Raw genomic sequence first — 23,669 nt, 5'->3', positions numbered from 1 at the left:
GGCTACCGAGTGGCCGGCTTCATCTCGGAACGCTGGCCGACATCAAATCGGAACGCTGGCCGGCTTCGCCTCGGAACCGGTGGCCGACTTCAATCGGAATCCGCACGCCAAGCTATGCCAACCGCCAGCACCCGGGCGAGAAGCGCGTTACGCTGCCGGTCGACATGGATGCTGTGACCGAAGCGGCGGACGTCTACCTCGCCGACCCGACCACGCGCACGCACCAGATCGGCCTCTTCAGCCTGGATCTGGCGGTCACCGTTGCAGCCGATGACAATGCCTGCCGCTTATTGGCAGACCCGCAGATCGATCGAGAGGAGAGGCGAAGGATCGTTCGCACGGTCTTGCTGCGGGCCCTCCTGCAGCGGCGCCCGCTCTACCCGTAGCGGGCGCATGCCATCGCCGTCGGGGAAGACGAACGCGACGGTAAGCGCGCCAATCAGGCGCCTTAAACTTTGGTTAAAACACAGATACGCCGCGGCTGTGCTTAGTGCAGCAGAAGCATGATTATAGCAAGGCTTACGCTTGCCGTGCTGAGAAGGCCGATACTTGCTACCGTTTCTGCGATCATCGCCGCCTCCCTATGCTTGTTGAGACTGGCCATACCGGGCATCAGGTGATTTGGCAACTCGGAGAGGCGGCCTAATTCATGCTCAGGTCACACACATCTCTAGCTAGTAATCAGCTTGCACACGGTCCAATCAACGGCCTTAAGTGCCTCGGATTGTTAACTGCCAATGACACGCGACCGGATGCCGAGGGAACTGGCCGGGCAGTACGCTGCCGCCCGGCTGAGCGACGCCGAGTACGAGAGATTGGACCGGGAGATCCGCGCGAACGTGCCGGTGCAGAGCCGGCGCTTCTGGGCCAAGCGGGTGAGGCCAAACCTCGGGAGACGTGCCGCCTCCCACCACCGCAGGATCGCCTATAGCGGCCCGCTGCCGCCCACGCTCGCCGCCCGCTACACGCCCCACCAGCTCGCCGTCCTTGGCGTCATGGGGGACGCGCTGCGGTCCGAGATGTCGGTAGCCGAGATTGCCGCTAGAGCAGGTGTCTGCATCCGAACGGCCCAGTCTGCGTTGAGACTCGCGGAGAGGGACGGCCTGCTCACCATCACAGAGCGGCCGAGGAAGGGCGCCAAGTCGATGACCAACGTGATCGACGTGACAAGTCGCGAGTGGCATCAGTGGTTGAGCCATTCCCGGCGGCGGAGAGGAATAGGGTGCAAGCCGCTGCACCCCTCAGATATGCAGAGTTCTCCTAATACGCCGGAACGGGTCGGAGACGTCGTTCGGCTCTCGGTGAAGCGGGCGGCGGCACCCTCGGTGCGCATCCCAGCGATGGTGTTGCCCGCCCCGGAGGAGCCCAAGGGAGGGCTAAAGGCCGCCCTGGCGCGCTTTCAGCGGGCCTTCGTCAGGAACAGCGACGATGTCTGAGTTCTCTCGGATCAAAGAGACTGTCGATCGCGTCCTGGTTTCGAGTCAGTCAGACGAGGTGACGCGCATGCTCGCGACAGCTTTGCGCCAGATGGCGGACATCGTAGAGCACCAAAGCTGGCGTATCGCGACACTGGAAGAAGCGAACCGCGAGACGGAACGTCGTCTCTCTCCGCGGGATGATGGAGAGCCGCCCGTCCCGTGAAAGAGGGTACCGGCCGCGCCTCTCACCATGTCGATGACCGCCGGCTCTCGGTGTTGTTGCGGTCACTGCCGAGTGGGCCGTGCCAAGTTATCGTCCAGACCTGGCAGACGGGCGAGACTACTTGGACGCGACCGGCGCGCAACTCGTTGGAAGCGGAGAGAAAAGCCCGCCGCAGCAGGGCCGGGCGGGCTGAAGTACAGCTCAAGACGCTCACACCAAAGCACGATGTTCCCGGCAACGAAACTATCATCATGCTGCGCTGTGCTGGATTGTGTGGTTTCAGACAATTTGAACGGTGCGATTACAGCCAAGCAAGTCCATATTTCGACGTAAGTTAATGGATTGCCCGCTGCACGTTCCTAAGGTCAGGGCCGTCTGCACATTGCGCAGGTTGAGCGCCGTCATGTCGAAGAAGCCGGCCGTTCGCATAAGCGTCATTCTGGTGCGCGTTATGGGGCCTCCGGACAGTGTTCCGAAGGTCTCGCGCGGACCTCGAGCGGGCCGACCGCGCCCGGCCGCCGCACTCCGATACAGGCGGTGCACCACGGCCTCAGCGCACCGCGCAATGACGCCCCTCCCAATCTGCGGCAGACTACGCAGGCAGAGATGGGAGGACGGCGGTGCGCGCTCTCTTCGACATCGTCGCCGTATCGCTCGCTGTCACCCTCCTGGCCGGGCAGGTGTGGCATCACCAGCGCCCAAGGGCCCGGGTCGGCCCGCCGGCGCAGCAGACGGCGCCTCAGCTCGCCACGGTCCGGTGACGCCCGCTTCGTCGGCGACGAACACGATGCCCGCGTCGCGTCCTCGGCCGCGTTCTCCTGGCGAAGGTACGTTCTTGGCCGCGCATGCCGGTTCGCCGGGGCGCCGTGCCCGGCCTCGCGGTGCGGCTTGACCCGCCGTTCCGAACGCCAGACAAGGTTCATTATCTTGCGTTCGCCCCGGAGCCGCGCATGACCGACCTCGCCCCGGTTCTCAAAGCCTTCAAGCGCTTCGCGGCGGACGCGGCCGATGACGGGGAGCGGGTCAGGGCGTCGCCGCTGAGCGACCCGACCCTGCGCGTGGAGCGGATCTCGCAGGAGGGCGAGCACGTGCTCCTGTCCGGCGTCGACGAGGAGGGGCAGGACGTCCTGCTGGTCATGCCGGCGGCCCAGCTCGCGCTGCGCATGGTGGCGGAGCCGGGCGACCCGGGGCGGGGGTCCTTCGGGTTCATCGAGAAGGATGAGCCGTGAGCACTGCCCTCGTCCCGCGGCCCTCCGCTCCCGTCGCGGACGGGCCCACCCCGCAGGCCGACAGCGACGCCCACCTGATCCGCCTCTGGCTCGCCCGCTCCGCCAGCCCGAACACCCGCCGGACCTACGCGCGCCAGGCGGCCCGCTTCCGCGCCCAGGTCGGCAAGCCCCTCGGGTCCGTGCGCGTCGGCGACCTGCAGGACTACCTCGCGGGCCTGCCGGGCTCCTCGGCGACGGTCGCGCTCGCGGCCTCGGTGCTCAAGAGCCTGCTCACCTTCGCGCACGAGCTCGGCTACCTGCCCTTCAACGTCGGCGCCGTCCTCAAGGCCCCGCCGGTCAAGACCACGCTCGCCGAGCGCATCCTCGACGAGGCGGCCGTGCACCGAATGCTCGCCCTCGAACCCGCGCCCCGCAACCGCGCGCTCCTCACCCTGCTCTACGGCGGCGGCCTGCGCATCTCCGAGATCGCCGGCCTGCGCGGGCGCGATCTCGCCCCGCGCGACGAGGCCGGGCAGGTCACGGTCTACGGCAAGGGCGGCAAGACCCGCGTCGTGCTGCTCTCGACCGGCACGTGGCGCCTGCTCGCCGATCTACGTGGCGCGGCCGGCCCGGACGACCCAGTGTTCCGCTCGCGCAAGGGCGGCGGCCCGCTCGACGCCAGCGCGGTGCACCGGGTGGTCAAGGCGGCCGCTGTCCGCGCCGGCCTCTCGGCCGAAGTGTCCGCGCACTGGCTCCGGCACGCCCACGCCAGTCACGCGCTCGATCGCGGCGCCCCCGTCCACCTCGTCCAGGCCACCCTCGGCCATGCCTCGGTGGCCACTACCGGGCGCTACCTGCACGCCCGTCCATCAGACAGCTCGGCTCGGTATCTCAGCGTCTAGACTTCCAGGGCTCCAGGAAGCTCCTCGGCAGTCAGCTTACGGGTGAAGCTCTGAACTGTGGACAGGCGCAGACTGGCGGCTCCGTACACTTCAAGACGGGCGCGAAATACGACGTAAAAGTTCCACTGCGTGAGATCGAACGCGTCCCACCGCGCCGGGTCTCTCTCCGTCTGGACGCAGAACACGTACAGGTCGGCGTTGTAGGTGCGCTCTGGCGAAGTCCGCCGCTGGGTCTCATCAATCCAGCGGTGCCCCTTCAGACCGCTGAACTGGATGATGGAGGGTGGTGCGTCAGCCGTGTGCCACACCTGGAGGTAAGCGCTCGCCTTCACCTCAACGGTGCGACCGTCCGGCAAGAGGATGTCCCAATCGTCCCAGGATCCGCGCGGCTCCGGCTGAAGCCCGAGGATTTGAGCGACCATCCATTCCGCGAAAACGCTCTTTGCCTTGGAACGGATCGCGACCCGTTCGTCGGGCGAGTTTCGATCCGCGCCCACCTGATACTGATCGCAGTCGCCTGCCACGAGCGTCATCCTCGATCGAGGACCACAGGGAGGGGCGGTAGTGCCGCTGCTGGCTTGCCAGGACAGGCTGCTACGGTACATTCGCCTTTGCGACCTATGACGTGCCGCCATATCGGCACTGAGGTCGGCAGGCCCCGGTTCTCTGCCGAAAGAAGCCCCGGGTTCCCCTGTTCGCGGCGCGGCAACGCTCTCGGCAGTCCACGATCTTCGTGCGTCTCCTGTTGAGAGGTTGTCGACATGCGAACCCAATCCGTTCTGAAACACTCGTCCTACACACCCGCTCGCGGCGGCCACGCGCCGGGCGACATCCGCGATGCTTTCCTTGAGGCCATCGAGGCTTTCGAGGCGTGGGAGGACGATGAGCCTGAGCCCACCGTTGAGGTGCGCGAGCGCCAGATGACCATTCGCGAGGTCTGCGGCCTGCTCTGGAACTGCTCGGATACCATGCCGGGTCTGGAGCGGCGCCAACTGGAGGCGCTGGTACCGTATTCCTACCGGGGCCGCGATCCGGCCGGGTCCTGTGGCAGCTACGCCCGTGCCGCACGAACCCTGAGGTGGATGGTGAACCGCGTCAACTCGCCCGAGGCTCAGGCGGCGTAATCAACATCGCGAAGGGGTGATTGTTTAATACCATCCCCTTCGTCCTCTCACACTGTGAGAGCTCGGCGCGCCCGTCCACCTCGTCCAGGCGACGCCCGGGCACGCTCTAGCACTACTCTGCCAGATTGAGGCCTCCCATCTCTTGTCTGCTGAGGCGGGCGGGAGAACCGCGATGGATGAGTTTGGGTCGAAGGCGTGGCTGGACCACTTGGAGGCATGGCTGGCTCCCTTTCTGGCCGCCTTGCCCCGCGCCGAACAGCGACGCTGGGCGCCGCTCTACCTGCGAGGTCTGCTCCTGCCCGGCGAGCGCAAGAGCGTGGAACCGATGGCAGCGCGCGTTGCGCCCGGCAACCTGCAGCAACTGCATCACTTCGTATCCGCCTCGCCCTGGTCGCATGCACGGCTCGAGCGCGTGCTGGCCGAGCAGGCCGACCGGCTCGTGGGTGGCCCACAGGCCGTGCTGGTGGTCGACGACACCGCGCTGGCCAAGCAGGGGCGCCACTCCGTCGGCGTGCAGCGTCAGTACTCCGGTCAGCTCGGCAAGAAGGCGAACTGCCAAGCGCTGGTGTCGCTGACGCTGGCCCGGGGCGAGGTTCCGGTCCCGGGGCCGAACACCCCGACCTGTTGAAAGAAATGGCGATGCGGCCACGGGCACCACGACCAGACTCGCTGCAGAGCGTCACGGTTCTCGAGATCCTCGAAGCCCTTGATTCCCAGCACGGCGACGCCGGCGTTCCGTTCAAGGATTTGGAGGCTGCTGCGCGTTCTCGATTGCCGTTCCGTGCTCTGGCGGACGCGCTGAACGCCCTGGTCACAGGCGGGGCGGTGGCGCGAGTATGTGAGAAGCCGGCGCGCGTCCGAATCACACCGGTCGGCCGCGCCCAGCTCGATGAATATAGATCGTAGGAGTCAGGCCCTCAGAGGCGGGCAGTCGATCAGGCCCGGATGCCGGTGTGAGGTGGACGGTGAGTTGAGATGGCTGCGCTACCAAGGAGGACGTTCGGACGATGGCTGCAGCCCCGTTCCTCCTAAGGCAGTCCGAGACGGTTCAGAACCAGCCAGCCGCCGCCGCCAACAACACTGCGAACCCTGAAAGACACTCATCGCAGACGCAACGTATAATGAGCTCTTTCGTAGAAGAATAATGCCATCTTCAGAGCACATGCGCAAAGTAGTAATCCACAAAGCTGGAGGCTACGAGCGGCTTGGGATCGAAACTCATCCTGTGCCTGATCCTGGCGATGGACAGGTCTTAGTCCGGACCCACGCAGTGGGAGTGAATTATGCGGACATATGTGTCCGCTGGGGGATTTATGAGTCCGCCCGCCAACTCGTTGGCTGGCCGATCACGCCGGGCTTCGAGTACTCAGGCTACGTGGAAGCAACCGGCCGCAATGTTGAGCACCTGAAGATTGGAGATCCGGTATTTGGTGTTACGTTATTTGGTGGATATTCTACGCATGTTTGCGCGAGCGCAGATCTTGTTTGGCGCAAACCTGACGCTCTGGGCTTCGAAGCAGCCGCGGGCTTTCTGGCCGTGCACCTCACGGCATATCATGGCCTGTTGCAAAATGTGGTCATTCGGCCCGGCATGAGGGTTCTCGCACACTCGGCAGGCGGCGGCGTAGGCTCAGCATTGGTGCAGCTATGCAAGTTGCACGACCTCCACGTGACAGGTGTGGTCGGAGCGACGCATAAAGTCGGATACGTGTACCAGCTTGGCGGAGACGCCGTAATCGATAAGTCCAGTCAGCCGCTCTGGGACGAGGCTGAGCGCCTGTGTCCGCAGGGCTACGACATGATTTTTGATGCGAACGGCCCCGAGACGCTCGCACAGAGCTACGCGCATCTGAGGCCAACTGGGAAGTTGATGGTCTATGGGTTTCACGCGCTATTGCCCAAACAGGGCGGGCGCATCAAATACTTCAAGGCTGCGGCTGGCATGTTAATGATGCCGCGCTTCAATCCGTTCCATATGACTGCAGATAACAAAAGCGTGGTGGCTTTCAATCTATCTTTTCTGTTCAGCCGTACTGATCTACTTCGCCCGGCCGTGAACGACCTTGTTGGGTGGTTGGAAGAAGGCAAAATTCAATCTTTAAAAACACAGTCTTTCGCCTTTGAGGACGTAGCCCGGGCGCATTTAGCTCTAGAGTCGAGCAAGACTACAGGAAAACTGGTATTAAGAACGGCACCATTGCTATGAATAAATGTCGATGTTTCTGCATGGTCAAACATAGAGGCTGGCCTGTCGGCACTCCCGTGATACCGCCGGCGGGCGCTCGCCTCCGTGTCGACCCTGGTCGGGGCTCTCGTCCTAGCCCGGGCCGTGGACGACGAGCGGCTCGCCGGAGACTTGCTGGAGGCGGCGCGAGCCAGCTTACGGCCGCGGTGGCGAAGACAATCGGAGGATCACAGCGATGCCGGACATCCCCTACGCCAGCGCCCTGATCGTCGGGGCCGGAGCGGGCATCAGCGCCTCGCTCGCCCGGAAGCTCGCGGGCGCCGGGCTGAGGGTCGCGCTCGCGGCCCGCAGCACGGACAAGCTCGCCGCCCTCGCGGCGGAGACAGGCGCCCTGACGGTCGCGGCCGACGCCGCCGACCCGGACGCGATCCGTCGCCTGTTCGAGACGGTCGATGCACAACTCGGAGCGCCGGAGGTCGTGATCTACAACGCGAGTGGGCGCCTGCGTGGATCGCTGGCCGATGTCGACCCGGAGGGCGTCCGCAAGGCCGTCGAGGTCACGGCCTTCGGGGCGTTCCTGACCGTGCAACAGGCCGCCCGCCGCATGCTTCCGGGGAGCCGGGGCGCGATCCTGCTGACCGGCGCGACCGCGGGGCTGAAGGGCTACGCCGGCTCGGCCGCCTTCGCGATGGGCAAGTTCGCTCTGCGCGGCCTCGCCCAGAGCGCGGCCCGGGAACTCGGGCCGAAGGGCATCCACGTCGCGCACGTCGTGGTGGACGGCGGCGTGCGCAGCGCCGCCCGTCCGGACCCGGCCGAGCGACCGGATTCCACCCTGTCGCCCGACGGCGTGGCGCAGGCCTACCTCGACCTGCTGCGCCAGCCCGGCGACGCCTGGACCTTCGAACTCGACCTCAGACCCTGGGTCGAAACCTTCTGACAGAAGCCCGCATGTCCCTCTCCCTGTACGACGCCTCCGTGCCGGTCTTCACGCGCGGGCTGACCGTCTCGACCCTGCTCGACAAGGCCGAGGCGCACGCGGCCGGGAGCGGCGCCGCGCTCTCGACCTCCGTCGAGGCGCGGTTAGCCCCTGACATGCTGACGCTGGCCGGACAGGTGCAGCGGGCCTCCGACACCGCCAAGTTCGGGGCGGCCCGGCTCACCGGCACGCAGGCGCCGTCCTTCGCCGACGACGAGACCACGTTCGACCAACTCCGGGAGCGCTGTGCGAAGACGATCGCTTATCTGGGCACGGTTGCACCCGAAACCTTCGCCGGCAGCGAGACTCGGATCGTGACCTTCGGGGGCTGGGCGAACGCATCGACGCTGCGGGGCGACCGCTACCTGTTCCAGTTCGCGCTGCCGACCTTCTTCGACGTCACGACGGCCTACGACATTTTGCAGCATGAAGGCGTGCCGGTCGGCAAGTGCGACTACCTCGGGCGGTACGAGGGAGCCGACGCATGAGCACCGCCGGCATCGTCGTCCACCAATCCCGTGCGCAAGACGACCGGCGCGCGATAGCGGCCGATTCGAGGGTAGGGCCGTTCACAAGCTCCTTCACCAACCCGCTATTGCCGGATCCGATGTTTAGCGGCCCTCAACGCGGTAGCAGTGTGAGGGCGATCCTGATCGTGGCGCGACTGCCTCACTAGCGTCTGCTGTTCACCTCTAAGCAGACCTACGAGGTGCACCAGCTCAATGTCGGCAAGGGGTCACTTTAATCCGTTCGATCGTTGTTCCACCAGTCGCTCAGATCTATCGACGGCGTCGGCCTGCTGGTGGACATCAGTAGTTCAGCCGCATGTCCGTGCACCGGGTCCTCAGCCCGAAAACGGCCTGACCGCGTCCGCCAAGGGCCCGAGCATCGCACGCGTGGGCCGCACGGTATGGCTATCCTTTTTCAACTTGCCAAGTTGGCGACTCTACTGAACACCGAACCCGTGTACCTTAGCGAACAGCGCCTGTTCGGTGGGTGACATCCCCTCCATAGCAGCAGCCCACGGGGCACTCCGCCTTCTCGCCCAAGCGCATGATCTCTTTCATGCCGATATCGTCGATCATCTGCGCGAAGAGAGCCGAGGCGGAGGTGTCGCAGGCAGCGAAGGCGTCGTCGATCGCCATCATGGGGTCCTCGATGATGCTGCCGGCCGGCGGCACCACGGTCTCAGCGCAGGGGCACGAGCCAGGCACCATGGTGACCTGTTCCAGTGCCAGCCGCTCGGCTTCGCCACGGTCGAGGCCGCCCTCAAACTCCAAGATTCCGGCCCGCTCATCGTAGGCGGCGAGCCAGTCCTCAACGCCGAGCTGCGGGCCGGAACGGATGCGGTCCGCACCCTCCATAGCTCCCTCGCAACTTGTGCGTGACCGCGTGACTGCGTGACCCGCGCGAGTAAGCTCCTGATTGGGGTCATCTTTGCCGGTCACGCAGTTCTGCGCGTCGGTCACGAGGAGCGCGGGACCGCGTGACGGCTTCTCCCGCTCGGTCACGCGGGTCACGCAGTCGGCACCGCCCGCGTGACCGGCTAAGTCGTTGTTTCCGTTCGTGGTCACGCAGGTCACGCGCGTCACGCACGATTTCGGGCTGAGCCAGCTCGAAATCAGCGCGTCCAGCGCCGCGATGTTGGCCGACATCAGGCCGCCTCCGTGTCCAGCACGGCGCTCGCCCGGACCGCGTAGGTGCCGATCGGCTGGCCGTGGAACTTCACGAAGTGGCGGTGCGTCCGGTCCCTGCCGGCGAATAGGACGCCGCGCTCGAACAGCATCTTCACGATGCTCTTGGGATCGGCGGTGCCCGCCAGCGTCTCGGCCCAGCCCGTCGCCGTGAAGGCGTAAATCACGTCCCCATCACGCGACTGCCGGTATCCCAGCAGCTCGCGAATCGGGGCGGCCCCGCCGTCATGCTGGTCGAGGTTGCGGAAGCGCGCTTCGCCGTGCCGCTCGATCGCGCTGCGGATCGCCTCCAGCGCCGCGACCAGCTCGCCGGGACCGTCACCGCCCCGGGTTGCCCGCCAGGCATCGAAGCAGGTCTTGATCGCGCCGTCGACCTCGCCCTCGGCCCAGGGGAGATTGAGGACGGCGCGCGCCATCTCCCCCGCGACCGCGATCAGGGCGAACCGGTGCGCGGCGCGGGTGGCCTGACCGTCAGCCTCCGGCAGCCCGACCAGCAGGTTCCTGCTCACCTCGGCGATGCGCCGCCGCGCCGCGGCGGCGTACCGGTCGGGGTCGTTGGCGAGCCCCGACACGAAGCCCACGCCGGCCGTGCCGTACACCTTGAGCGCCGCCGACTTGATCATGTTGGAGAACGGGGCCGGCTCCATGCCCTTCGTGTCATCAAAGATGCCGAGGCCGCGACCCGCGTCGGCGGTGACATCGACGAGGCGCACGAGCTGTCCGGCCCGGGCGCGCTTGCCGCCCTCCGTGATCTTGTCGGCCAACCCGACCTCTCCGGCGGAGAGTAGCATGACCCGCCACTCGTGCCGCGCCCGTAGCTCCGCATCGCGAGTCGCCCGCGCCTTGCCCAGGCCGTTGACCAGGAGGTAGGCCGTCGAGCCCGCCTCGCGGGCTTCCAGCTCGCCAAGCTCGTCGAGGATCAGCACCGTGCCGGAGTGCGCCTTCGCCACGCCCTCCAGGCCGTTGCCGGTGGCCCGCCAGGTCTGCGTGAAGCCCGCGCGGGCGCCCCCGCCCCACACGCTGCCGGCGGCGACGAGGAGCGTTGACTTGCCGACCGAGGACGCACCCTTGAGGTTGACCCCGCCACCCTCGTCCTCCAGCAAGTCGGCGACCGGACCGGCGAAGGCGACCGCCAGCGCCAGGAGCAGGCGGGAGTTGCCGGCGGCCGGCGCCGCGACGGCGTCCACCCACTGCTCCAGGGTGCCCGCGGAGGCGTACCGGGCAGCGTCGAGCCGTCCCTCGAAGACCGCCTCCTCGCCGGGCGCGGAGCCGATCGTTCTCTCGGGGAGCACGAAGGCTCCCCTGTACCAGCCCGACCGGCGGATGAGCCGAACGCGTGCGGTGCACTCCAGCTCGTAGAGCGCACGCTTTAGGAGGCGCAGAGCCTTGGTGCCGATCGTGACGGGCAGACCGGCGGCGGCCAGCGGGCGCAGCCAGTCGACACCATCACCGACGAGGTCGGCGTAGGACACGAACCCGCGGTGCGGGCGGTCATCCCTGTCCTTCCACTCGATCGTGACGGCCCAGCCCGAGCCGGCGGGGTCGCGGGCCAGTCCCGGCACACGGAACGGTCCGGAGACGCGCATCGCTTCCTCGTCGCCCTCGGGCTCGTACCACAGGCCATCGGCCCGCATCCGAAAACCCTTCGGCCACCTGATGCCGCCGTGCCGCTCCTGATTGGCCCGGACCTCGGACGGCTCCTCAACGCCGGCTTCGTCGAGGCGCTGCATCTCGGTAGCGAACAGTGCTTCAGACATTCGCGCCCTCCGCCGTCCGGGGGCCACGCCGCTCGGTTTCCCGTGTGGCGACGCGAGCCTTGTGTTCCCTGAGGTCGGCCAGGAGGCTGACGGCGGCGCGCACGTCGGCCACGAGGCAGCGGATCGCGTATCCGAGGCCGACATCGTCGCAGATCTCGGCGTAGGTGGTCGCCAGATCGGCGTGGATGGCGGCGCCCGCCACCGTCTCGCCGATGCAGGCGCGCAGCATCTCGGTCGAGCCGTGTGAGATGCCGCTGCTGGAGTGGACGGGCTCGGTCATGCGGCCCCCCGGATGCAGGCCGTGAAGCCGGAGTTCCGATGCCTGACACCGACCGCGACGTCGTAGCGGGTGATGCCGAACAGGCCGGGCTCTGCCCTGGAGTTGAAGTACCGGCCCTCGATCCACATCCCGAGTGTCGAGGCGTCGATGGTGTCGACGGGCGCATCGGCCGGGAGCGCGATCCACCTCTTGTCCGCGTACGCCTTGGTCTCGACTCCGAGCCAGGCGGAACTGGGCAGGGGAGTGGACCGGCAGCGCCAGGTTCTCGGTGAGCTGCGACCGGCGGCCAAGCGCTCCAGGTGCGCGACGTGCTCGACCGTCGACTCGGGGTGCTGCCCGACGATCTCCGGCCAGGCCAGGAAGTCGTCGGCGCGCAGGCCGAAGCGGACGGCCCGGGTCCGCCCGGCACGGAGCGCGTCGCGCGATGCCGAGGCGGTAGCGTCACCCGCGGCTGCCGTGGTCGCCCACAGGAAGTCCTGACGGGGGAGCCCGGGGATCTGGTTGCTCCCAGGGCGGAGTTGTCCGGACCTCAGGATCCAGGCGAGGCGCGCCGTGTCGGTGTGGTGGTAGAGAGCGCTGCTCATCGCCGCGCCTCCTTGGGACCGAGACGAGCGAGGTCGGCGATAACCGCGGCTACTTCGGCGGACGTGCCGAAGCGCCGGGCAATCTGGTTGAGGACGGCGCTCATTGCGCTATAATCCGTGTTGTTGACGGGAATGGTTTTCGAAGCCTGCCGGGTGTGCAGACCCGTGCGGGCTTCACTCTTCTCAGTGTTCAAGCTGCGCGCGCCTCCGGGAGCGAGTTGACGAAGTTCCTCAGTGACTCGTCGGTGAAGAGCAGGCGAGCACCGACCTTCACAGCCTTGATCTGACCGCGCGCCAGCAACTCGAACAGTTTGGTTTTGCCGATGCCGAGAGCCGCGCAGGCTTCCGGGGTGGTGTAGCTGATCTTCGGGTTCTGCCTCAGCTTCCGAGAGAGCGTCATCTGCATTGCCTTACTCCGCTTCAATTCGCCCGGGTTGATGCGAACGGCCGGAATAAAGCCTCTGATCCGCCAGCTTGCTAGCTATCCAACCGACACTCTGTGAGAGTGTCGGTCAGACTGTCAGAGTCTTTTTGGAAACTCACGGATGGGCGGTCCTTCGCAGGGGGATGGCGCCCATGGCGAAGAGTACATGGCCTCGGAGACGTCGAGGCGTTGCTCGTAATCGCGCACGAGGCGGCGCAGCGTGTCATGCAGCCGAAGCTGCGCTCCACGGCTCGGCGGCGGGGCGGGACCTGGATGCCGGCGGCCTTGTCCATGAGCTGGAGCTGGTCGTAGGCGCCGTCGGCGAAGAGGTGCCTCACCCACGGCCAGTGCTTGCGGATGGCGTCCAGTATGATTTGCTTGCCGGCCGAGTCTGAGATGTCCGCCCGGGTCAGGTTCACCATCAGGAGCCGTCCGGCCGTGTCGACGGCGATGGGGCGCTTGCGGCGCATCACCTTTTTAACGCCGTAGTAGCCTCGCACGGCCCCAGGCGCCGGCGCCTTGACCGACTGGCTGTCCACGACGGTCGCGGAAGGGCTCGCCTCGCGGCCTGTCCGCTCCCGATCGCACATCAGGGCGAGGTCGTGGATGGTTTGGAACAGGAAGCGCCGCATCAGACCCCGGAACCACCCGTAGACCGTCTGCCACGGACCGAACTCAGTTGGCAGCATCTCCCACCCGCAGCCCGAGCGCACGAGGTAGCGCAACCGTTCACGACCTCGCGCAAGTCGACGCGACGCGGCCGCCCGCGCCGGCTCGGGCTGGGCATCAGGGGCGCGATCCCCGCCCATTCCTCGTTCGACAGGTCAGATGAGTACCGCTTGGTCTTCCTGGCGATCTCGGCCATCTGGCCACGGCTCTGCTCGGTCCACATTCTGAGCTTGAATTGCGCCTTTCGCCCCACCGAAACTCGCCACCTCAGTTTCCAAAAGGGCCCTCAGTCATTTTTGTGTTGAGCAGGGCCCATGATTTTTGCCTTCCATCTCTCGATGGTTCGCGGAGAGGGATCGCGATCTATTTTTATTTTTCTTTTCTTGCATAACTCGATATATGCGTTCTTGATATCGTATATAGAAGCACCAGTCGGAGCTAAATCTAGTATTACTTCCTCGGCCGCCTTAAATTTTTTTGCATTGCTCTTCTTCTTCTCTTCTCTGGCTAATTTAGCTTTCTCTGCAGATATGTAACGTCGAGTACTGTCGTAAAGAAAACAAGTGCTACCTATGTGGAAAGATGCAAAGATTATCTCTTAAGGCATTTAAGAAGATCATTCACCTGCGGCCTTGGCGTGCGTTCGGAGTCACCATCGGACTCTGCATATTCGCGAAGATGCAAAGCAAGAAACGTGCCCTTTCTCCAAATCGTATCTCCATATGACATTATCTTCATTTTTTCGTCGTCAGTAAGGTGACTTGCCGATTCTGAGCTTGAAGCAATATTGTATAATTCGCTTAAGATTGAATATATACGCTCACGAGGATCATTCGACATCGCAATCTTTCCGTTCCACATCAGACGGGCCTATGAATGCTATTTGCACCACTCCGCCCATTCATCCATCAGCTCGCGCCGCTTCTCGAAAAGGTCGCCGCGCCGGTACGCCGCCTCAACTTTGTTCTCCAGCGTGTGCGCCAGCACCGCCTCGGCCACTTCCCTTGGAAAGTTGGTGCGCTCGGCCGCCCAGTCCCGGAATGTGGAGCGGAAGCCGTGCACGGTCAGGTCCTCGCGCTTGATGCGCTTCAGCAACTCCAGCATGGCCATGTTGCTCAGCGGCTTGCCGCGCCGACTGCCAGGAAAGACGTAGTCGCCGCCAGCGGCCCGCAACGGCTCAAGCACGGCGAGAGCGGCATCGGAAAGCGGTGCGCGGTGCTCCCGTCCTGCTTTCATGCGCTCGGCCGGAATGGTCCAGATCCGCTCGTTGAGGTTGATCTCGATCCATCGCGCGCCGATCACCTCACCGGTCCGGCAGGCGGTCAGGATCACGAACTCCAGAGCGCGGGGAGCGACACCGCCGAGCCCTCGAACCTGCGATAGAAATGGGCCGATCTCGTCGTAGGGTAGGGCAGGGAAGTGCTGTACCTTCTGTACCTTGGAGCGCTTTGGAAGTAGATTCTGGAGATGGCCCCGCCAGCGGGCCGGGTTCTCGCCCTCCCTGTGGTTCCGCGTCTTAGCCCAATCGAGAACGGACTCGATGCGCCCGCGCACCCGGCTTGCCGTCTCCGTCTTCGTCGTCCAGATCGGCTCCAGGACGCGCATGACGAGCGCTGTATCGACAGCAGCCACCGGCAGCTCGCCGAAGACCGGGTAGGCATAGTTGGCGAGCGTCGCTGTCCACTGCGCAGCGTGCTTCGGGTTCCGCCAGCCGGCCGCGTGTGCCCGGATGTACGCCTCGGCACACTCCTTGAAAGTGATCGACTTCGCGCTGTCGAGCGCCGTATCACGCCTCTTCTCGCGCCGGGCCTCGATCGGATCGATCCCCTCATTCACGAGCTTGCGACACGCGACGGCCCGCTCCCGAGCCTCCGCCAAGCTGTAGATGGCACTCGAACCAAGCCCCATCTCGCGGGCTCGCCCGTGGAGGGTGAAGCGGAAAATCCATGATTTGCCGCCGGGGGTTATCTGCAACCAGAGCCCGTTGCCGTCCCCGTACATACCAGGGGACTTGAGCTTCGCGACACCCATCGCGGTGAGTTTGCTCCGCCCAACCACGCGTCCTACGTCCCTACCCACGTTTCGATCGCGGATTGTAGCACATCCAGGTGAACCCGTGCGAACTACGCCCGCTCGGATTTCAGTTTGTTTGACGTGAGATGCGATCTGATACGAACTGTGGTGGACTGGTCTTGATAGGACACCTCTCCGCCAATAGTCATTCACAGTCCTGCCCGCAGGGCATAGACCACACCAAATCCCTTGCGGATCAGCGGCATGGCGGCGCATGCCGTGCACCCACATGCACCGCGCAGCACCACGATGGTAGGGTCCGGTGGGGCGAGAGATCAACCGGCTCTCGGCGCGGCGAGTCCAGACGCTGACCGAGCCAGGCCGCCACACCGATGGCGGCGGCCTCTCCCTCGTCGTGGACGAGGGCGGCGGCAAGCGCTGGGTCTACCTCGACCGCACCGTGTCGTCAGAGAGTACATCTCCGATTACTGGCAGGCTACGAACCCGCTCATCGCCTTGGCGGAATCCGCAAGGTCTGCGGGATCAAGCTTGGCTCCTGTCGTCGTGCCCGGTTGGATTGCGATCTGGTTCGACTCTAGGAACGTCGCGAGCATCGTGCTCTTGATCGCGAAGTTGATATTCTGTGGGAAATCGCCAGAGGCAAGCGCCACCTTGAGCACGTTCAGCTTCGCCGCAACGACCCCCACAGCGTTGCCATAACTGTCTAGGAGTGGGCCACCAGAGTTACCCTGCTGAACAGGAGTAGAGATTTGGTAGTATCGGCTATCATCACCTAAGCCAGATAGGGCGGTTATGTTTCCCAGTGTGAAATTTCCAGAGCTCGCCAGGATGTCCGCATGAGGATACCCAAAAGCAGCGACAGACTCTCCTAGCCTAGTGCCCGTTCTAATCGGCGCAAACCTGCCTCCCTTGGCATCTTCGATTGCGAGGAGAGCAAGATCATTGCTGCTGTCTGTCGCAGCAACTCGCGCATTGTGCGGAGATTTGCTATCGTTCAGTTTCACCACGACGAACTTGCAATCCTTGATCACATGGGCATTCGTGATGAAGTTGCCATTGGTGTCTACGAAAAAGCCTGAACCCGTCGAGATGCCGTTCTCCTCAGCCTTCGGTGCCGCGGGAGGTGCAGGTGCGGGAGGCGCGGTAGCGACGGGAGGCAACGCCGAGGGAACGGGCGCATTCTCGCGTGCCACGGGCTGTGCGGGAACCGGAACCTGCAAGGGAGGTGTCGTGGCGACTCGTGCGGCCGCCTGCGACGCCCCTGGCGGCTCGACCATAGGACGCCCGTTCATCACGGAGCCAAGCGAAGCTGACATCAAGATTGCGATGCGTTCACCGCCGACATTACCCTTTGCATTGTCCCAGAACAGTGAAAAGCCGAGGACCCCATCTCCGTCTTGGTGGTAGCGAAGATATTCGTCTTTACCGCTTGAGGAAGTGGCTGATATAACGAACCATTCGTCTTTAATGACGCTGTAATTGATTGCGTACCGATTGCGCCGTTTGCGTTCTAACGTGTCTGAATAAACGAGAGCGACGTTGATCGATGGGAAGTAGTTGTATCTGACGATTAGGCGGGCAAGTGAGTCTTCAAACGCAAGGCCACTCTTATTTGTGAGCGGGCGCAAAGACAAGCCCTGAGGCACCCAGATGGGGCGGCCTCGCGACGGATGCTCAAGCAACTTGAAGTCCCACATTGTCATCATCGGTGCCGCGGTTGCGAACAGCCGGTCGTGAGTGGACTTGTTGAGGACTCCGTCCGGCCAGATACCGTTCTGTTCTTGAAACCGCTTGATCGCCTCAAAAGTGCGCAGACCGAGGTTTTCCGTTGGAACGGACGTTTGATGGCCGGTGGCTATTAACAGAACCTGGGCAATAACACGGGATCGAAGGTTGTGCTCTTCGTTGAATACGAATTCTGCCCTGGTGAACTCTGGAGTTCGTACCTGGGCGGTTGCAGCTTGAGCGGCCAACCCGGCAACAAGAGCAAACGCGATGCGACGCATGAAGGGCTGCCCCGAGACACTTGAACGAATGGTTACGGTCAATTCGCAAGCTGTCAAATGAGAAAGCGCCTATCCGGAGGCTTCGTCAATGGCTGTTCACAGTCCAAGGTCATTAGCCGTACTCTCTCGCTGGCATCATGTGGCACGCTGTGCGACCAGGCCCATCAGCATCCTTGTCTCTCTCCGACAGGCAGGAAGCGGTGTTCATCGCGAATGTTACGACAGTGCATCCCTTCGCATGCTCAAGTTTAGCCCCGGCATCAAGGGACTCGCGAAACCCTGCAGCCTCCGGGCGGTGGCAACAGAGGGATGCCTCTGGTTCGTCGAGCGGAACGTCCGCGATGCTGCCGGCTGGCACCAGGGCACCATCAGGTACCACCGCACGAAGGCTCTCACACGCCGCGTGTCGGGTTCGAGGCGCCCGAAGACGGGGCTGGCGGAGAGCAGGCGCCCGAACTGGACCGGATCGGCGATCGCGGTTGCTCCGCTTGGAGCCGCGGACCGCGAACGGACCATGAGGCCGGACGGCGGTCGAAGAACACCCGCGTCGCCGCGACCCCGCCATCCGCCCGAACCGGGCGGCGCGCTGCCGGAGCGGGAGCCGGCTGCCCCGGGGACGGCCGCGGCGGCTGGCGTCCGACCCTGAAGGCCGCGGCGCGCATCAGATCAGATCGGATCGGGAGGCCGAGATCCGCGAGGTCGCGGTCGTTGAACAGGGCGAGTTCGCGCCGCGTGCGACTGCAATCGAGCCATCGCCTGAAGACTGAGAACGCTCCAGCCACGTGATCCTCCTCGGCTGAGGGGATCGACATGCCTCGGATGCCCGCCCGCGTCTGTGACGGCGATCACGGACGCGGGCGGGCGATCGGCCGGATGAAGGGGCGGGCCGCGAGGTACCGGGCCGGGACCGGGCCTCGGAGCACGGCCGATCACGCTCCCGTCGCCGGAGATCTCCCATGTCGCACGCTGCCCGCATGATCTACGCCCTGGTCTGCTACGCCATCTTCCTCGTGTCCTTCCTCTACGCGGTCGGGTTCCTCGGAGGGGGCTTCGTTCCGAAGACCGTCGACGATGGGCCGGTCGTCGCGCCGTGGCTCGCGGTGGTCGTGGACGTCGCCCTGCTCACCGCCTTCGCGCTCCAGCACAGCGTGATGGCACGCCCGCGCTTCAAGGTGTGGTGGACGCGCATCGTCCCGAAGCCCGTCGAGCGCAGCACCTTCGTCCTCCTGGCGAGCCTCGCCCTGCTCTTGCTGTTCTGGCAGTGGCGTCCGCTCCCGGCGACCGCATGGTCGGTCTCGGATCCGGTCGCGGCGTCCGTCCTCAAGGGACTCTTCTGGCTCGGCTGGTTCGTCGTCCTCGCCAGCACCTTCATGATCAGCCACCTCGACCTCTTCGGGCTCAAGCAGGCCATCCAGGGCTGGCGCCCGACCGCGCCGGGTGAGGCCGCGTTCGCGACGCCCTTCCTCTACAGGCACGTCCGGCACCCGATCTACCTCGGCTTCGTCGTCGCGTTCTGGGCGACGCCGACGATGACGGTCGGCCACCTGCTGTTCGCGGCGGTCGCGACCGCCTACATCCTCGTCGGCATCCAGCTGGAGGAGCGCGACCTCGTCGCCTTCTTCGGCGATCGCTACATTCGCTACCGGCGCGAGGCGGGCATGCTCCTGCCGCGCTTTCGCGGCGCGCGCTGATCGGACGGGCGCCGACGACCCCGCGGAGGTCGGATCCCTACTCGATCACCACGTCGGCGCTGCTCAGGATCGAGGGCGGCAAGGTCACGCCGAGGCGCGCGGCCGCCCTCACGTTGGCGAACAGCTCAAGCTTCGTGACGAGCTGCACCGGCAGGTCACGGGGCTTCTCGCCTCGGAGCAGGCGCCCCGCATAGGCGCCGGCCTGGCGGTGCGTTTGCGTGAAGTCGCCCCCGTAGCTCATCAGCCCGCCGGCCATGGGGAAGTCGCGGGACTGGGTGATCGCGGGAAGGCCGTGGCGGTTGGCGAGCATCGCCAGGCGCGCGCTGCGATAGGCGAAGAAGGGGTCGGAGGTGAAGACGAGACCGGCCGCCCCGAGCCGGCGCGGCGCCGTAAACAGGTCCTCGAACCCGTCCTCGCGGCTGGCCTCCAGCATATGGAGCTGCAGGCCGAGGCTGCCGGCCGCAGCCCGCAGGCCGGCCAGCTGCGAGCCGGCCGTCGGACTGGTCGGGTTGAATGCGATGGCGAGGGCGGCGGCCGTCGGAAACAGCTCCTTCATGAGCTCGAGCCGCTTGTTCGAGACCTCGACGCTCAGGCTCGACACGCCCGTGAGATTGCCGCGGGGCCGCGCGAGATCGTCCACCACGCCGAGGACGACCGGATCGCCGCCCATCTCGAAGACGATCGGGATCGTCCCCGTCGCCGCGCGCGCCGCGAGCACCACGGGCGCACCCCCGGGGGCGACCAGGACCGCGATCCCGCTGCCCGCCAGCTCCTTGGCGAGCGCGGGCAGCTGCTCGTAGCGCCCGTCCGCCCAGCGGTAGGCGATCGCGACGTCGCGGCCCTCGACGAACCCGGCATCGGCGAGCCCCGTGCGAAAGGCCTCGAGCCGGCTGGCAACGCGCTCGGGCGTCTCGGCGCCGAGATACCCGAGCACCGGCAGCGCCGGCGCCTGCGCCCGCACCGCGCGGGCCGTCGCGCCGCCGAGCAGGGCGCCGACCGGCCCGATGAGAAGGTCGCGTCGTCTCATCCGCTCGCTCCTCGCCGAGCGCCGGGCATCACGCCGCGTCCGGCGCTGGCTCGGCCTTGGCGTCCCGTCCGGCCGCCACGGCGAAGATGGCGACCGGCTCGTCGAAGCCCTTCAGGCGCCGCGTCCCGAGCGACACGAGGGGGACGCCGCTCCCGATCGCCTCGGCCGCCGCGCGGTCGACCAGGATCTGGCCATCCTGCGCCGAGGCGCACAGGCGCGAGGCGAGGTTCGTCACCGTGCCGATGGCCGTGTAGTCCAGCCGGCTGTCGGAGCCGATCCGCCCGACCGTGGCGGGTCCCATCGCCAGGCCGATCCCGAAGCCGAGCGCGTGGCCGCCCGCCCGCCAGGCCGCGGTCAGGGCCTGCACCGTCGCCTGCATCTCGATCACCATGCGGGCGGCCCGCAGCGCCGGCTCGGGGCAGGCCACGGGCGCGTTCACCAGGATCATGACGCCGTCGCCGGCGAGGCTCACGAGCGTCGCGCCGTGCCGGTTCACGGTCGCACCAACCGCCGCGTGGTACTCGCCCAGTACGCCCATGATCACGCCGGGCTCGGATCGCGCGGAGAACGGGGTGAAGCCGCGCAGGTCCCCGAAGACCACGACGACCTCGACGCGCTGTCCGTCGAGGACGCCGTCGTCGCCGGCCCGGTCCACGAGCTCGGCGACCTGCGGCGCGAGGAAGCGCTTGAGGCGGCTGATGCGCTCCGAGCGCTCCTGCGAGAGCGCGACCTCGCGCGCCATCTGGTTGAAGCGGGCCGCGAGCCGCCCCAGCTCGTCCCCCCTCGCGATCTCGATGCGGTGGCCGAACTGGCCCGCCCCGATCCGGGCGGCGCCTTCCTCCAGGAGGCGGATCGGCCCGGTCATGCGGCCGGCGAGCCAGTAGGCGAGCGCGGCGGCGAAGCCGGTGCCGGCCAGGAGCAGGCCGAGAAGGCGCCAGAAGGCGGCGTGGATCGGCCCGAACGCCTCGGCGACCGGCTGCTGGACGATCACGCTCCAGTCCGGTCCCTGAACCGGCGCCATGGCGGCCAACACCACGCGCCCCGCCGGGTCCGGCCCGGCGACCGCGCGCCCGTCCTGCGCGAGGATGGCCGCCCGCAGCGCCCGGAGGCTCTCGGCCGTCCGATCCTCGGCGCCGCGCAGGACGAGGCTGATGTCGGGATGCGCGATGAGCCGGCCCGGCCGGTCGAGCACGATGGCTTGTCCCGTCTCGCCGATCCGGATTCCCGCGACGACGTCCAGGATCAGCTTCAGATTGATCTCCGCGACCGCGACGCCCGCCGCGAGGCGATTCCCCGCCACGGCCACGGTCATGTACGGTTCGGAATTGCGGTGATAGGTGACGGGGCCGAACCAAGCCCGCCCGGTCCGGGCCCCCAGGACTGCTGGATCCGCCGACGCGTCGGCGCCGCTCTCGACGCGGTTGAGGCCGATCCGCGACACGGAGAGCCGCTCCTTCGCGGCGCCGTCGATCAGTCTGAAGCTCGTCACGGCGGGGGCGTGGCGCAGGAGACGCATGGCGTCGACGCGCCGCCGCTCGTCGGCGGCCTCCGTCCAGGGCAATTGCACCATCCAGGCGAGCTGGTTTTCGATCCCATCGATGAAGTGCGCGATCCGCGCGGCCGCGGTCCGGGCCTCGGCGCCGAGCAGGTCGTTCAGGCGCGCCCGCTGGTCCCTATAGCCGAACCACGCCTGGCTGCCGCCGGCGGCGAGCAGCGGCACGGCCACGGCCGCGAACAGGACGAGGAAATACTGCCGGAACAGCGAGCCCCGCGGCGGGATCGGGAAGCGGGCCATCGCCGCATCCTTTCCAAGGCATATCGATCCGCTGCACGACTTTAAGTGCAGACACGGCATCTTCTCAAGTCTGCATCGGCCGTGAAGGCGGGCACTCAGAGGGGAGTATCCGGGGTGGATTCAAGTGGTCGTCGCAACGGCTTGGCGGAGGGCGGTTGTGATGGCAGGTCGGCGGCGTTCGGATCGGGCACTTCGCGAGAAGCTGCGGTCACCGGGTCGTCCCGGGGTCGGTCTGCGCGAGACGCGGCGGGGGTTCTGGGCGTTCCTCGCGCAGGGTCTCTCCAGCGAGGTCGCAGCGATGAAGCTCGGGATCTCGCCACCGGTCGGCTCGCGGTGGTTCCGGACAGCAGGCGGAATGGCACCTTCCCACCTGTCACCATCATCCAAGTCGCCTTCTGCGCGCTACCTGTCGTTGGCTGAGCGGGAGGAGATCGCGATCCTACAAGCGCAAGGTCACGGGGTCCGGGACGTCGCTCGGCGTCTGGGACGGGCGGCGTCGACCATCTCGCGGGAATTGCGCCGCAATGCGGCGACCCGCAGTGGCGGCCTGGACTATCGCGCCACGACCGCGCAGTGGCACGCTGAACGCGCGGCACGCCGGCCCAAGCCAGCAAAACTGGCGGGGAACGCAGCGCTGCGGACGTACGTGCAGGAGCGGCTCGCCGGAACTGTCGCGACACCGGGCGGGAGCGCTCTGCCTGGCCCTAGCGTTGCCTGGAAGGGACGGCGGCACGGGCGACGCCAGAGCCGGCGATGGGGTCGATCCTGGAGTCCGCAGCAGATCGCCGAGCGCCTACGGCTCGACTTTCCGGGCGATACGACGATGCGCATCAGTCACGAGGCGATCTATCAGGCGCTCTACATCCAGGGCCGGGGCGGGCTGAAGCGTGAGCTGACCGCGTGTCTTCGCACAGGACGGGCTTTGCGTGTGCCGCGGGCCCGCAGCCTGGGCCGAGGCAGGTCGTTCGTCACCCCCGAGGTGCTCATCAGCGAGCGTCCGCCCGAGGTGGAGGACCGCGCGGTGCCGGGGCACTGGGAAGGAGATCTGATCCTGGGTCTGAAGAGTTCGGCGATCGGGACCCTGGTCGAGCGCACGACGCGCTTTACGATGCTGCTGCATCTTCCGCCGATGGACGGCCATGGGGNGACACCGCGTGCGAAGAACGGCCCGGCGCTGGCGGGGCACGGGGCCCAGGCGGTGCGCGAGGCGATCGCCGGCACGATCGCGCGCTTGCCCGAGCAGCTGCGGCGCTCGTTGACCTGGGACCAGGGTACCGAGATGGCCGAGCACGCGCGCTTGCGGATCGACGCGGGTCTGCAGGTCTACTTCTGCGATCCACGCTCACCCTGGCAGCGGGGGACGAACGAGAATACGAACGGGTTACTGCGACCGTACTTCCCGAAAGGAACGGATCTGAGCGCCCACAGCGCGAACGATCTTGCTGCTGTGGCCGCAGCCCTCAACAGCAGACCGCGCAAGACGCTGAACTGGAAGACGCCGGCAGAGGCGCTCGACGCTGTGCTGGCTGCCGTGCAAGATGGTGTTGCGACGACCGCTTGAACCCAAGCGGTGCAACTCCGGCGAATTCCGAGCTCATGACCGTCAGCACGCCGTGGTCACGCAGCGAGCCGTCCAGGATCCCGACGGCCCGGATCTCCTCTCCGCGACCTT

At 66.2% G+C, this 23,669-nt stretch carries 23 protein-coding genes and 2 pseudogenes; 12 read left to right on the top strand and 13 right to left on the bottom strand.

Annotated elements, in window-relative coordinates:
* The 5 genes from MET2598_RS42415 to MET2598_RS0129925 all read left to right on the top strand — a co-directional run.
* A partial coding sequence (locus tag MET2598_RS42415) for a hypothetical protein (protein ID WP_198293037.1) occupies positions 1 to 386 on the top strand: 386 nt, incomplete at its 5' end.
* Between the two features lie 366 nt (positions 387 to 752).
* Positions 753 to 1,436 carry a hypothetical protein gene (locus MET2598_RS0129945; RefSeq protein ID WP_236728841.1) on the top strand — a complete coding sequence of 228 codons (684 nt, stop codon included), beginning with the start codon at positions 753 to 755 and terminating at the stop codon, positions 1,434 to 1,436.
* A complete protein-coding gene (locus tag MET2598_RS0129940) occupies positions 1,429 to 1,641 on the top strand; it encodes a hypothetical protein (protein WP_018263355.1) in 213 nt (70 codons plus the stop codon). Before MET2598_RS0129945 ends, MET2598_RS0129940 begins: the two co-directional genes overlap by 8 nt.
* A 950-nt stretch (positions 1,642 to 2,591) precedes the next feature.
* Entirely contained in the window at positions 2,592 to 2,870 is a 279-nt protein-coding gene (locus tag MET2598_RS0129930; RefSeq protein ID WP_018263353.1) for a hypothetical protein, read from the top strand.
* Positions 2,867 to 3,751: a tyrosine-type recombinase/integrase gene (locus MET2598_RS0129925; RefSeq protein ID WP_018263352.1), complete on the top strand. Its 885-nt coding sequence runs from the start codon at positions 2,867 to 2,869 to the stop codon at positions 3,749 to 3,751. The genes MET2598_RS0129930 and MET2598_RS0129925 overlap by 4 nt, the downstream gene beginning before the upstream one ends.
* Here the strand turns inward: MET2598_RS0129925 and MET2598_RS38285 are convergent.
* Positions 3,748 to 4,284 (bottom strand): hypothetical protein, encoded by a 537-nt coding sequence (locus tag MET2598_RS38285; protein WP_018263351.1) that lies wholly within the window; start codon positions 4,282 to 4,284, stop codon positions 3,748 to 3,750. The two genes, MET2598_RS0129925 and MET2598_RS38285, sit on opposite strands and share 4 nt — an antisense overlap.
* A 228-nt stretch (positions 4,285 to 4,512) precedes the next feature.
* Here MET2598_RS38285 and MET2598_RS37575 point away from each other — a divergent pair, with 228 nt between their 5' ends.
* The 5 genes and pseudogenes from MET2598_RS37575 to MET2598_RS0129900 all read left to right on the top strand — a co-directional run bounded on the left by MET2598_RS37575 (position 4,513) and on the right by MET2598_RS0129900 (position 8,524).
* Complete coding sequence (locus tag MET2598_RS37575) at positions 4,513 to 4,875, top strand: hypothetical protein (protein ID WP_018263350.1); 363 nt, start codon at positions 4,513 to 4,515, stop codon at positions 4,873 to 4,875.
* Positions 4,876 to 5,047: 172 nt separating this feature from the next.
* Positions 5,048 to 5,476, top strand: a pseudogene (locus MET2598_RS0129910) (IS701 family transposase); the annotation flags it as partial.
* Between the two features lie 543 nt (positions 5,477 to 6,019).
* Positions 6,020 to 7,081, top strand: coding sequence for a synaptic vesicle VAT-1 family membrane protein (locus MET2598_RS40010; protein WP_084673951.1), 1,062 nt, complete (start codon positions 6,020 to 6,022; stop codon positions 7,079 to 7,081).
* A 214-nt stretch (positions 7,082 to 7,295) separates the two neighbouring features.
* Positions 7,296 to 7,997 carry an SDR family NAD(P)-dependent oxidoreductase gene (locus tag MET2598_RS0129905; protein ID WP_018263348.1) on the top strand — a complete coding sequence of 234 codons (702 nt, stop codon included), beginning with the start codon at positions 7,296 to 7,298 and terminating at the stop codon, positions 7,995 to 7,997.
* Between the two features lie 11 nt (positions 7,998 to 8,008).
* Positions 8,009 to 8,524, top strand: a complete 516-nt coding sequence (locus MET2598_RS0129900; protein WP_018263347.1) for a DUF1993 domain-containing protein — start codon at positions 8,009 to 8,011, stop codon at positions 8,522 to 8,524.
* Positions 8,525 to 9,007: 483 nt separating this feature from the next.
* Here the strand turns inward: MET2598_RS0129900 and MET2598_RS0129895 are convergent, their stop codons facing one another.
* From MET2598_RS0129895 to MET2598_RS43130, 10 genes and pseudogenes are all read right to left on the bottom strand, one after another.
* On the bottom strand, positions 9,008 to 9,691 hold the full coding sequence (locus tag MET2598_RS0129895; RefSeq protein ID WP_018263346.1) for a hypothetical protein: 684 nt from the start codon (positions 9,689 to 9,691) through the stop codon (positions 9,008 to 9,010).
* Positions 9,691 to 11,487, bottom strand: a complete 1,797-nt coding sequence (locus tag MET2598_RS37570; protein WP_157182282.1) for a DUF927 domain-containing protein — start codon at positions 11,485 to 11,487, stop codon at positions 9,691 to 9,693. The genes MET2598_RS0129895 and MET2598_RS37570 overlap by 1 nt, the downstream gene beginning before the upstream one ends.
* A complete protein-coding gene (locus MET2598_RS41640; protein WP_018263344.1) occupies positions 11,480 to 11,767 on the bottom strand; it encodes a hypothetical protein in 288 nt (95 codons plus the stop codon). The genes MET2598_RS37570 and MET2598_RS41640 overlap by 8 nt, the downstream gene beginning before the upstream one ends.
* Positions 11,764 to 12,351, bottom strand: a complete 588-nt coding sequence (locus tag MET2598_RS0129880) for a hypothetical protein (protein ID WP_018263343.1) — start codon at positions 12,349 to 12,351, stop codon at positions 11,764 to 11,766. Before MET2598_RS0129880 ends, MET2598_RS41640 begins: the two co-directional genes overlap by 4 nt.
* Positions 12,348 to 12,545 (bottom strand): hypothetical protein, encoded by a 198-nt coding sequence (locus MET2598_RS41635; protein ID WP_157182281.1) that lies wholly within the window; start codon positions 12,543 to 12,545, stop codon positions 12,348 to 12,350. Before MET2598_RS41635 ends, MET2598_RS0129880 begins: the two co-directional genes overlap by 4 nt.
* Positions 12,542 to 12,757 (bottom strand): helix-turn-helix domain-containing protein, encoded by a 216-nt coding sequence (locus tag MET2598_RS37565; protein WP_018263342.1) that lies wholly within the window; start codon positions 12,755 to 12,757, stop codon positions 12,542 to 12,544. The genes MET2598_RS41635 and MET2598_RS37565 overlap by 4 nt, the downstream gene beginning before the upstream one ends.
* Before the next feature lie 133 nt (positions 12,758 to 12,890).
* Positions 12,891 to 13,667: pseudogene (locus tag MET2598_RS37560) on the bottom strand (IS5 family transposase).
* A gap of 656 nt (positions 13,668 to 14,323) precedes the next feature.
* On the bottom strand, positions 14,324 to 15,475 hold the full coding sequence (locus tag MET2598_RS0129865) for a tyrosine-type recombinase/integrase (RefSeq protein WP_018263341.1): 1,152 nt from the start codon (positions 15,473 to 15,475) through the stop codon (positions 14,324 to 14,326).
* 467 nt (positions 15,476 to 15,942) lie between these two features.
* A complete protein-coding gene (locus tag MET2598_RS37555; protein WP_036271051.1) occupies positions 15,943 to 17,484 on the bottom strand; it encodes a serine protease in 1,542 nt (513 codons plus the stop codon).
* Between the two features lie 392 nt (positions 17,485 to 17,876).
* On the bottom strand, positions 17,877 to 18,296 hold the full coding sequence (locus MET2598_RS43130; protein ID WP_236728839.1) for a DUF1127 domain-containing protein: 420 nt from the start codon (positions 18,294 to 18,296) through the stop codon (positions 17,877 to 17,879).
* A 144-nt stretch (positions 18,297 to 18,440) separates the two neighbouring features.
* Here MET2598_RS43130 and mddA point away from each other — a divergent pair, with 144 nt between their 5' ends.
* Positions 18,441 to 19,175 (top strand): methanethiol S-methyltransferase, encoded by a 735-nt coding sequence (gene mddA, locus MET2598_RS0129855; protein WP_018263339.1) that lies wholly within the window; start codon positions 18,441 to 18,443, stop codon positions 19,173 to 19,175.
* 37 nt (positions 19,176 to 19,212) lie between these two features.
* Here the strand turns inward: mddA and MET2598_RS0129850 are convergent, their stop codons facing one another.
* Positions 19,213 to 20,202: an ABC transporter substrate-binding protein gene (locus tag MET2598_RS0129850; protein WP_012336060.1), complete on the bottom strand. Its 990-nt coding sequence runs from the start codon at positions 20,200 to 20,202 to the stop codon at positions 19,213 to 19,215.
* A 28-nt stretch (positions 20,203 to 20,230) separates the two neighbouring features.
* Positions 20,231 to 21,997 carry a HAMP domain-containing protein gene (locus tag MET2598_RS0129845; RefSeq protein WP_018263338.1) on the bottom strand — a complete coding sequence of 589 codons (1,767 nt, stop codon included), beginning with the start codon at positions 21,995 to 21,997 and terminating at the stop codon, positions 20,231 to 20,233.
* Positions 21,998 to 22,157: 160 nt separating this feature from the next.
* On the opposite strand from MET2598_RS0129845, the gene MET2598_RS0129840 reads away from it, so the two are divergent.
* Entirely contained in the window at positions 22,158 to 23,558 is a 1,401-nt protein-coding gene (locus MET2598_RS0129840) for an IS30-like element ISMtsp4 family transposase (protein WP_026190483.1), read from the top strand.
* Positions 23,559 to 23,669: the final 111 nt, after the last annotated feature.

The organism is Methylobacterium sp. WSM2598 (assembly GCF_000379105.1).
Lineage (GTDB): Bacteria > Pseudomonadota > Alphaproteobacteria > Rhizobiales > Beijerinckiaceae > Methylobacterium.
Note: the sequence above shows the minus strand (reverse complement) of the source record. Positions and strands in the feature narration are given on the sequence as shown.

Coding starts and splice junctions, on each gene's coding strand:
- MET2598_RS0129850 (WP_012336060.1), bottom strand. CDS start 20,202: ATGAGACGACGCGACCTTCTCATCGGGCCGGTCGGCGCCCTGCTCGGC.
- MET2598_RS0129940 (WP_018263355.1), top strand. CDS start 1,429: ATGTCTGAGTTCTCTCGGATCAAAGAGACTGTCGATCGCGTCCTGGTT.
- MET2598_RS0129900 (WP_018263347.1), top strand. CDS start 8,009: ATGTCCCTCTCCCTGTACGACGCCTCCGTGCCGGTCTTCACGCGCGGG.
- MET2598_RS0129895 (WP_018263346.1), bottom strand. CDS start 9,691: ATGTCGGCCAACATCGCGGCGCTGGACGCGCTGATTTCGAGCTGGCTC.
- mddA (WP_018263339.1), top strand. CDS start 18,441: ATGTCGCACGCTGCCCGCATGATCTACGCCCTGGTCTGCTACGCCATC.
- MET2598_RS0129865 (WP_018263341.1), bottom strand. CDS start 15,475: ATGGGTGTCGCGAAGCTCAAGTCCCCTGGTATGTACGGGGACGGCAAC.
- MET2598_RS37555 (WP_036271051.1), bottom strand. CDS start 17,484: ATGCGTCGCATCGCGTTTGCTCTTGTTGCCGGGTTGGCCGCTCAAGCT.
- MET2598_RS0129905 (WP_018263348.1), top strand. CDS start 7,296: ATGCCGGACATCCCCTACGCCAGCGCCCTGATCGTCGGGGCCGGAGCG.
- MET2598_RS0129930 (WP_018263353.1), top strand. CDS start 2,592: ATGACCGACCTCGCCCCGGTTCTCAAAGCCTTCAAGCGCTTCGCGGCG.
- MET2598_RS0129945 (WP_236728841.1), top strand. CDS start 753: ATGCCGAGGGAACTGGCCGGGCAGTACGCTGCCGCCCGGCTGAGCGAC.
- MET2598_RS40010 (WP_084673951.1), top strand. CDS start 6,020: ATGCCATCTTCAGAGCACATGCGCAAAGTAGTAATCCACAAAGCTGGA.
- MET2598_RS38285 (WP_018263351.1), bottom strand. CDS start 4,284: ATGACGCTCGTGGCAGGCGACTGCGATCAGTATCAGGTGGGCGCGGAT.
- MET2598_RS0129880 (WP_018263343.1), bottom strand. CDS start 12,351: ATGAGCAGCGCTCTCTACCACCACACCGACACGGCGCGCCTCGCCTGG.
- MET2598_RS43130 (WP_236728839.1), bottom strand. CDS start 18,296: ATGTCGATCCCCTCAGCCGAGGAGGATCACGTGGCTGGAGCGTTCTCA.
- MET2598_RS0129845 (WP_018263338.1), bottom strand. CDS start 21,997: ATGGCCCGCTTCCCGATCCCGCCGCGGGGCTCGCTGTTCCGGCAGTAT.
- MET2598_RS41640 (WP_018263344.1), bottom strand. CDS start 11,767: ATGACCGAGCCCGTCCACTCCAGCAGCGGCATCTCACACGGCTCGACC.
- MET2598_RS37565 (WP_018263342.1), bottom strand. CDS start 12,757: ATGCAGATGACGCTCTCTCGGAAGCTGAGGCAGAACCCGAAGATCAGC.
- MET2598_RS37570 (WP_157182282.1), bottom strand. CDS start 11,487: ATGTCTGAAGCACTGTTCGCTACCGAGATGCAGCGCCTCGACGAAGCC.
- MET2598_RS37575 (WP_018263350.1), top strand. CDS start 4,513: ATGCGAACCCAATCCGTTCTGAAACACTCGTCCTACACACCCGCTCGC.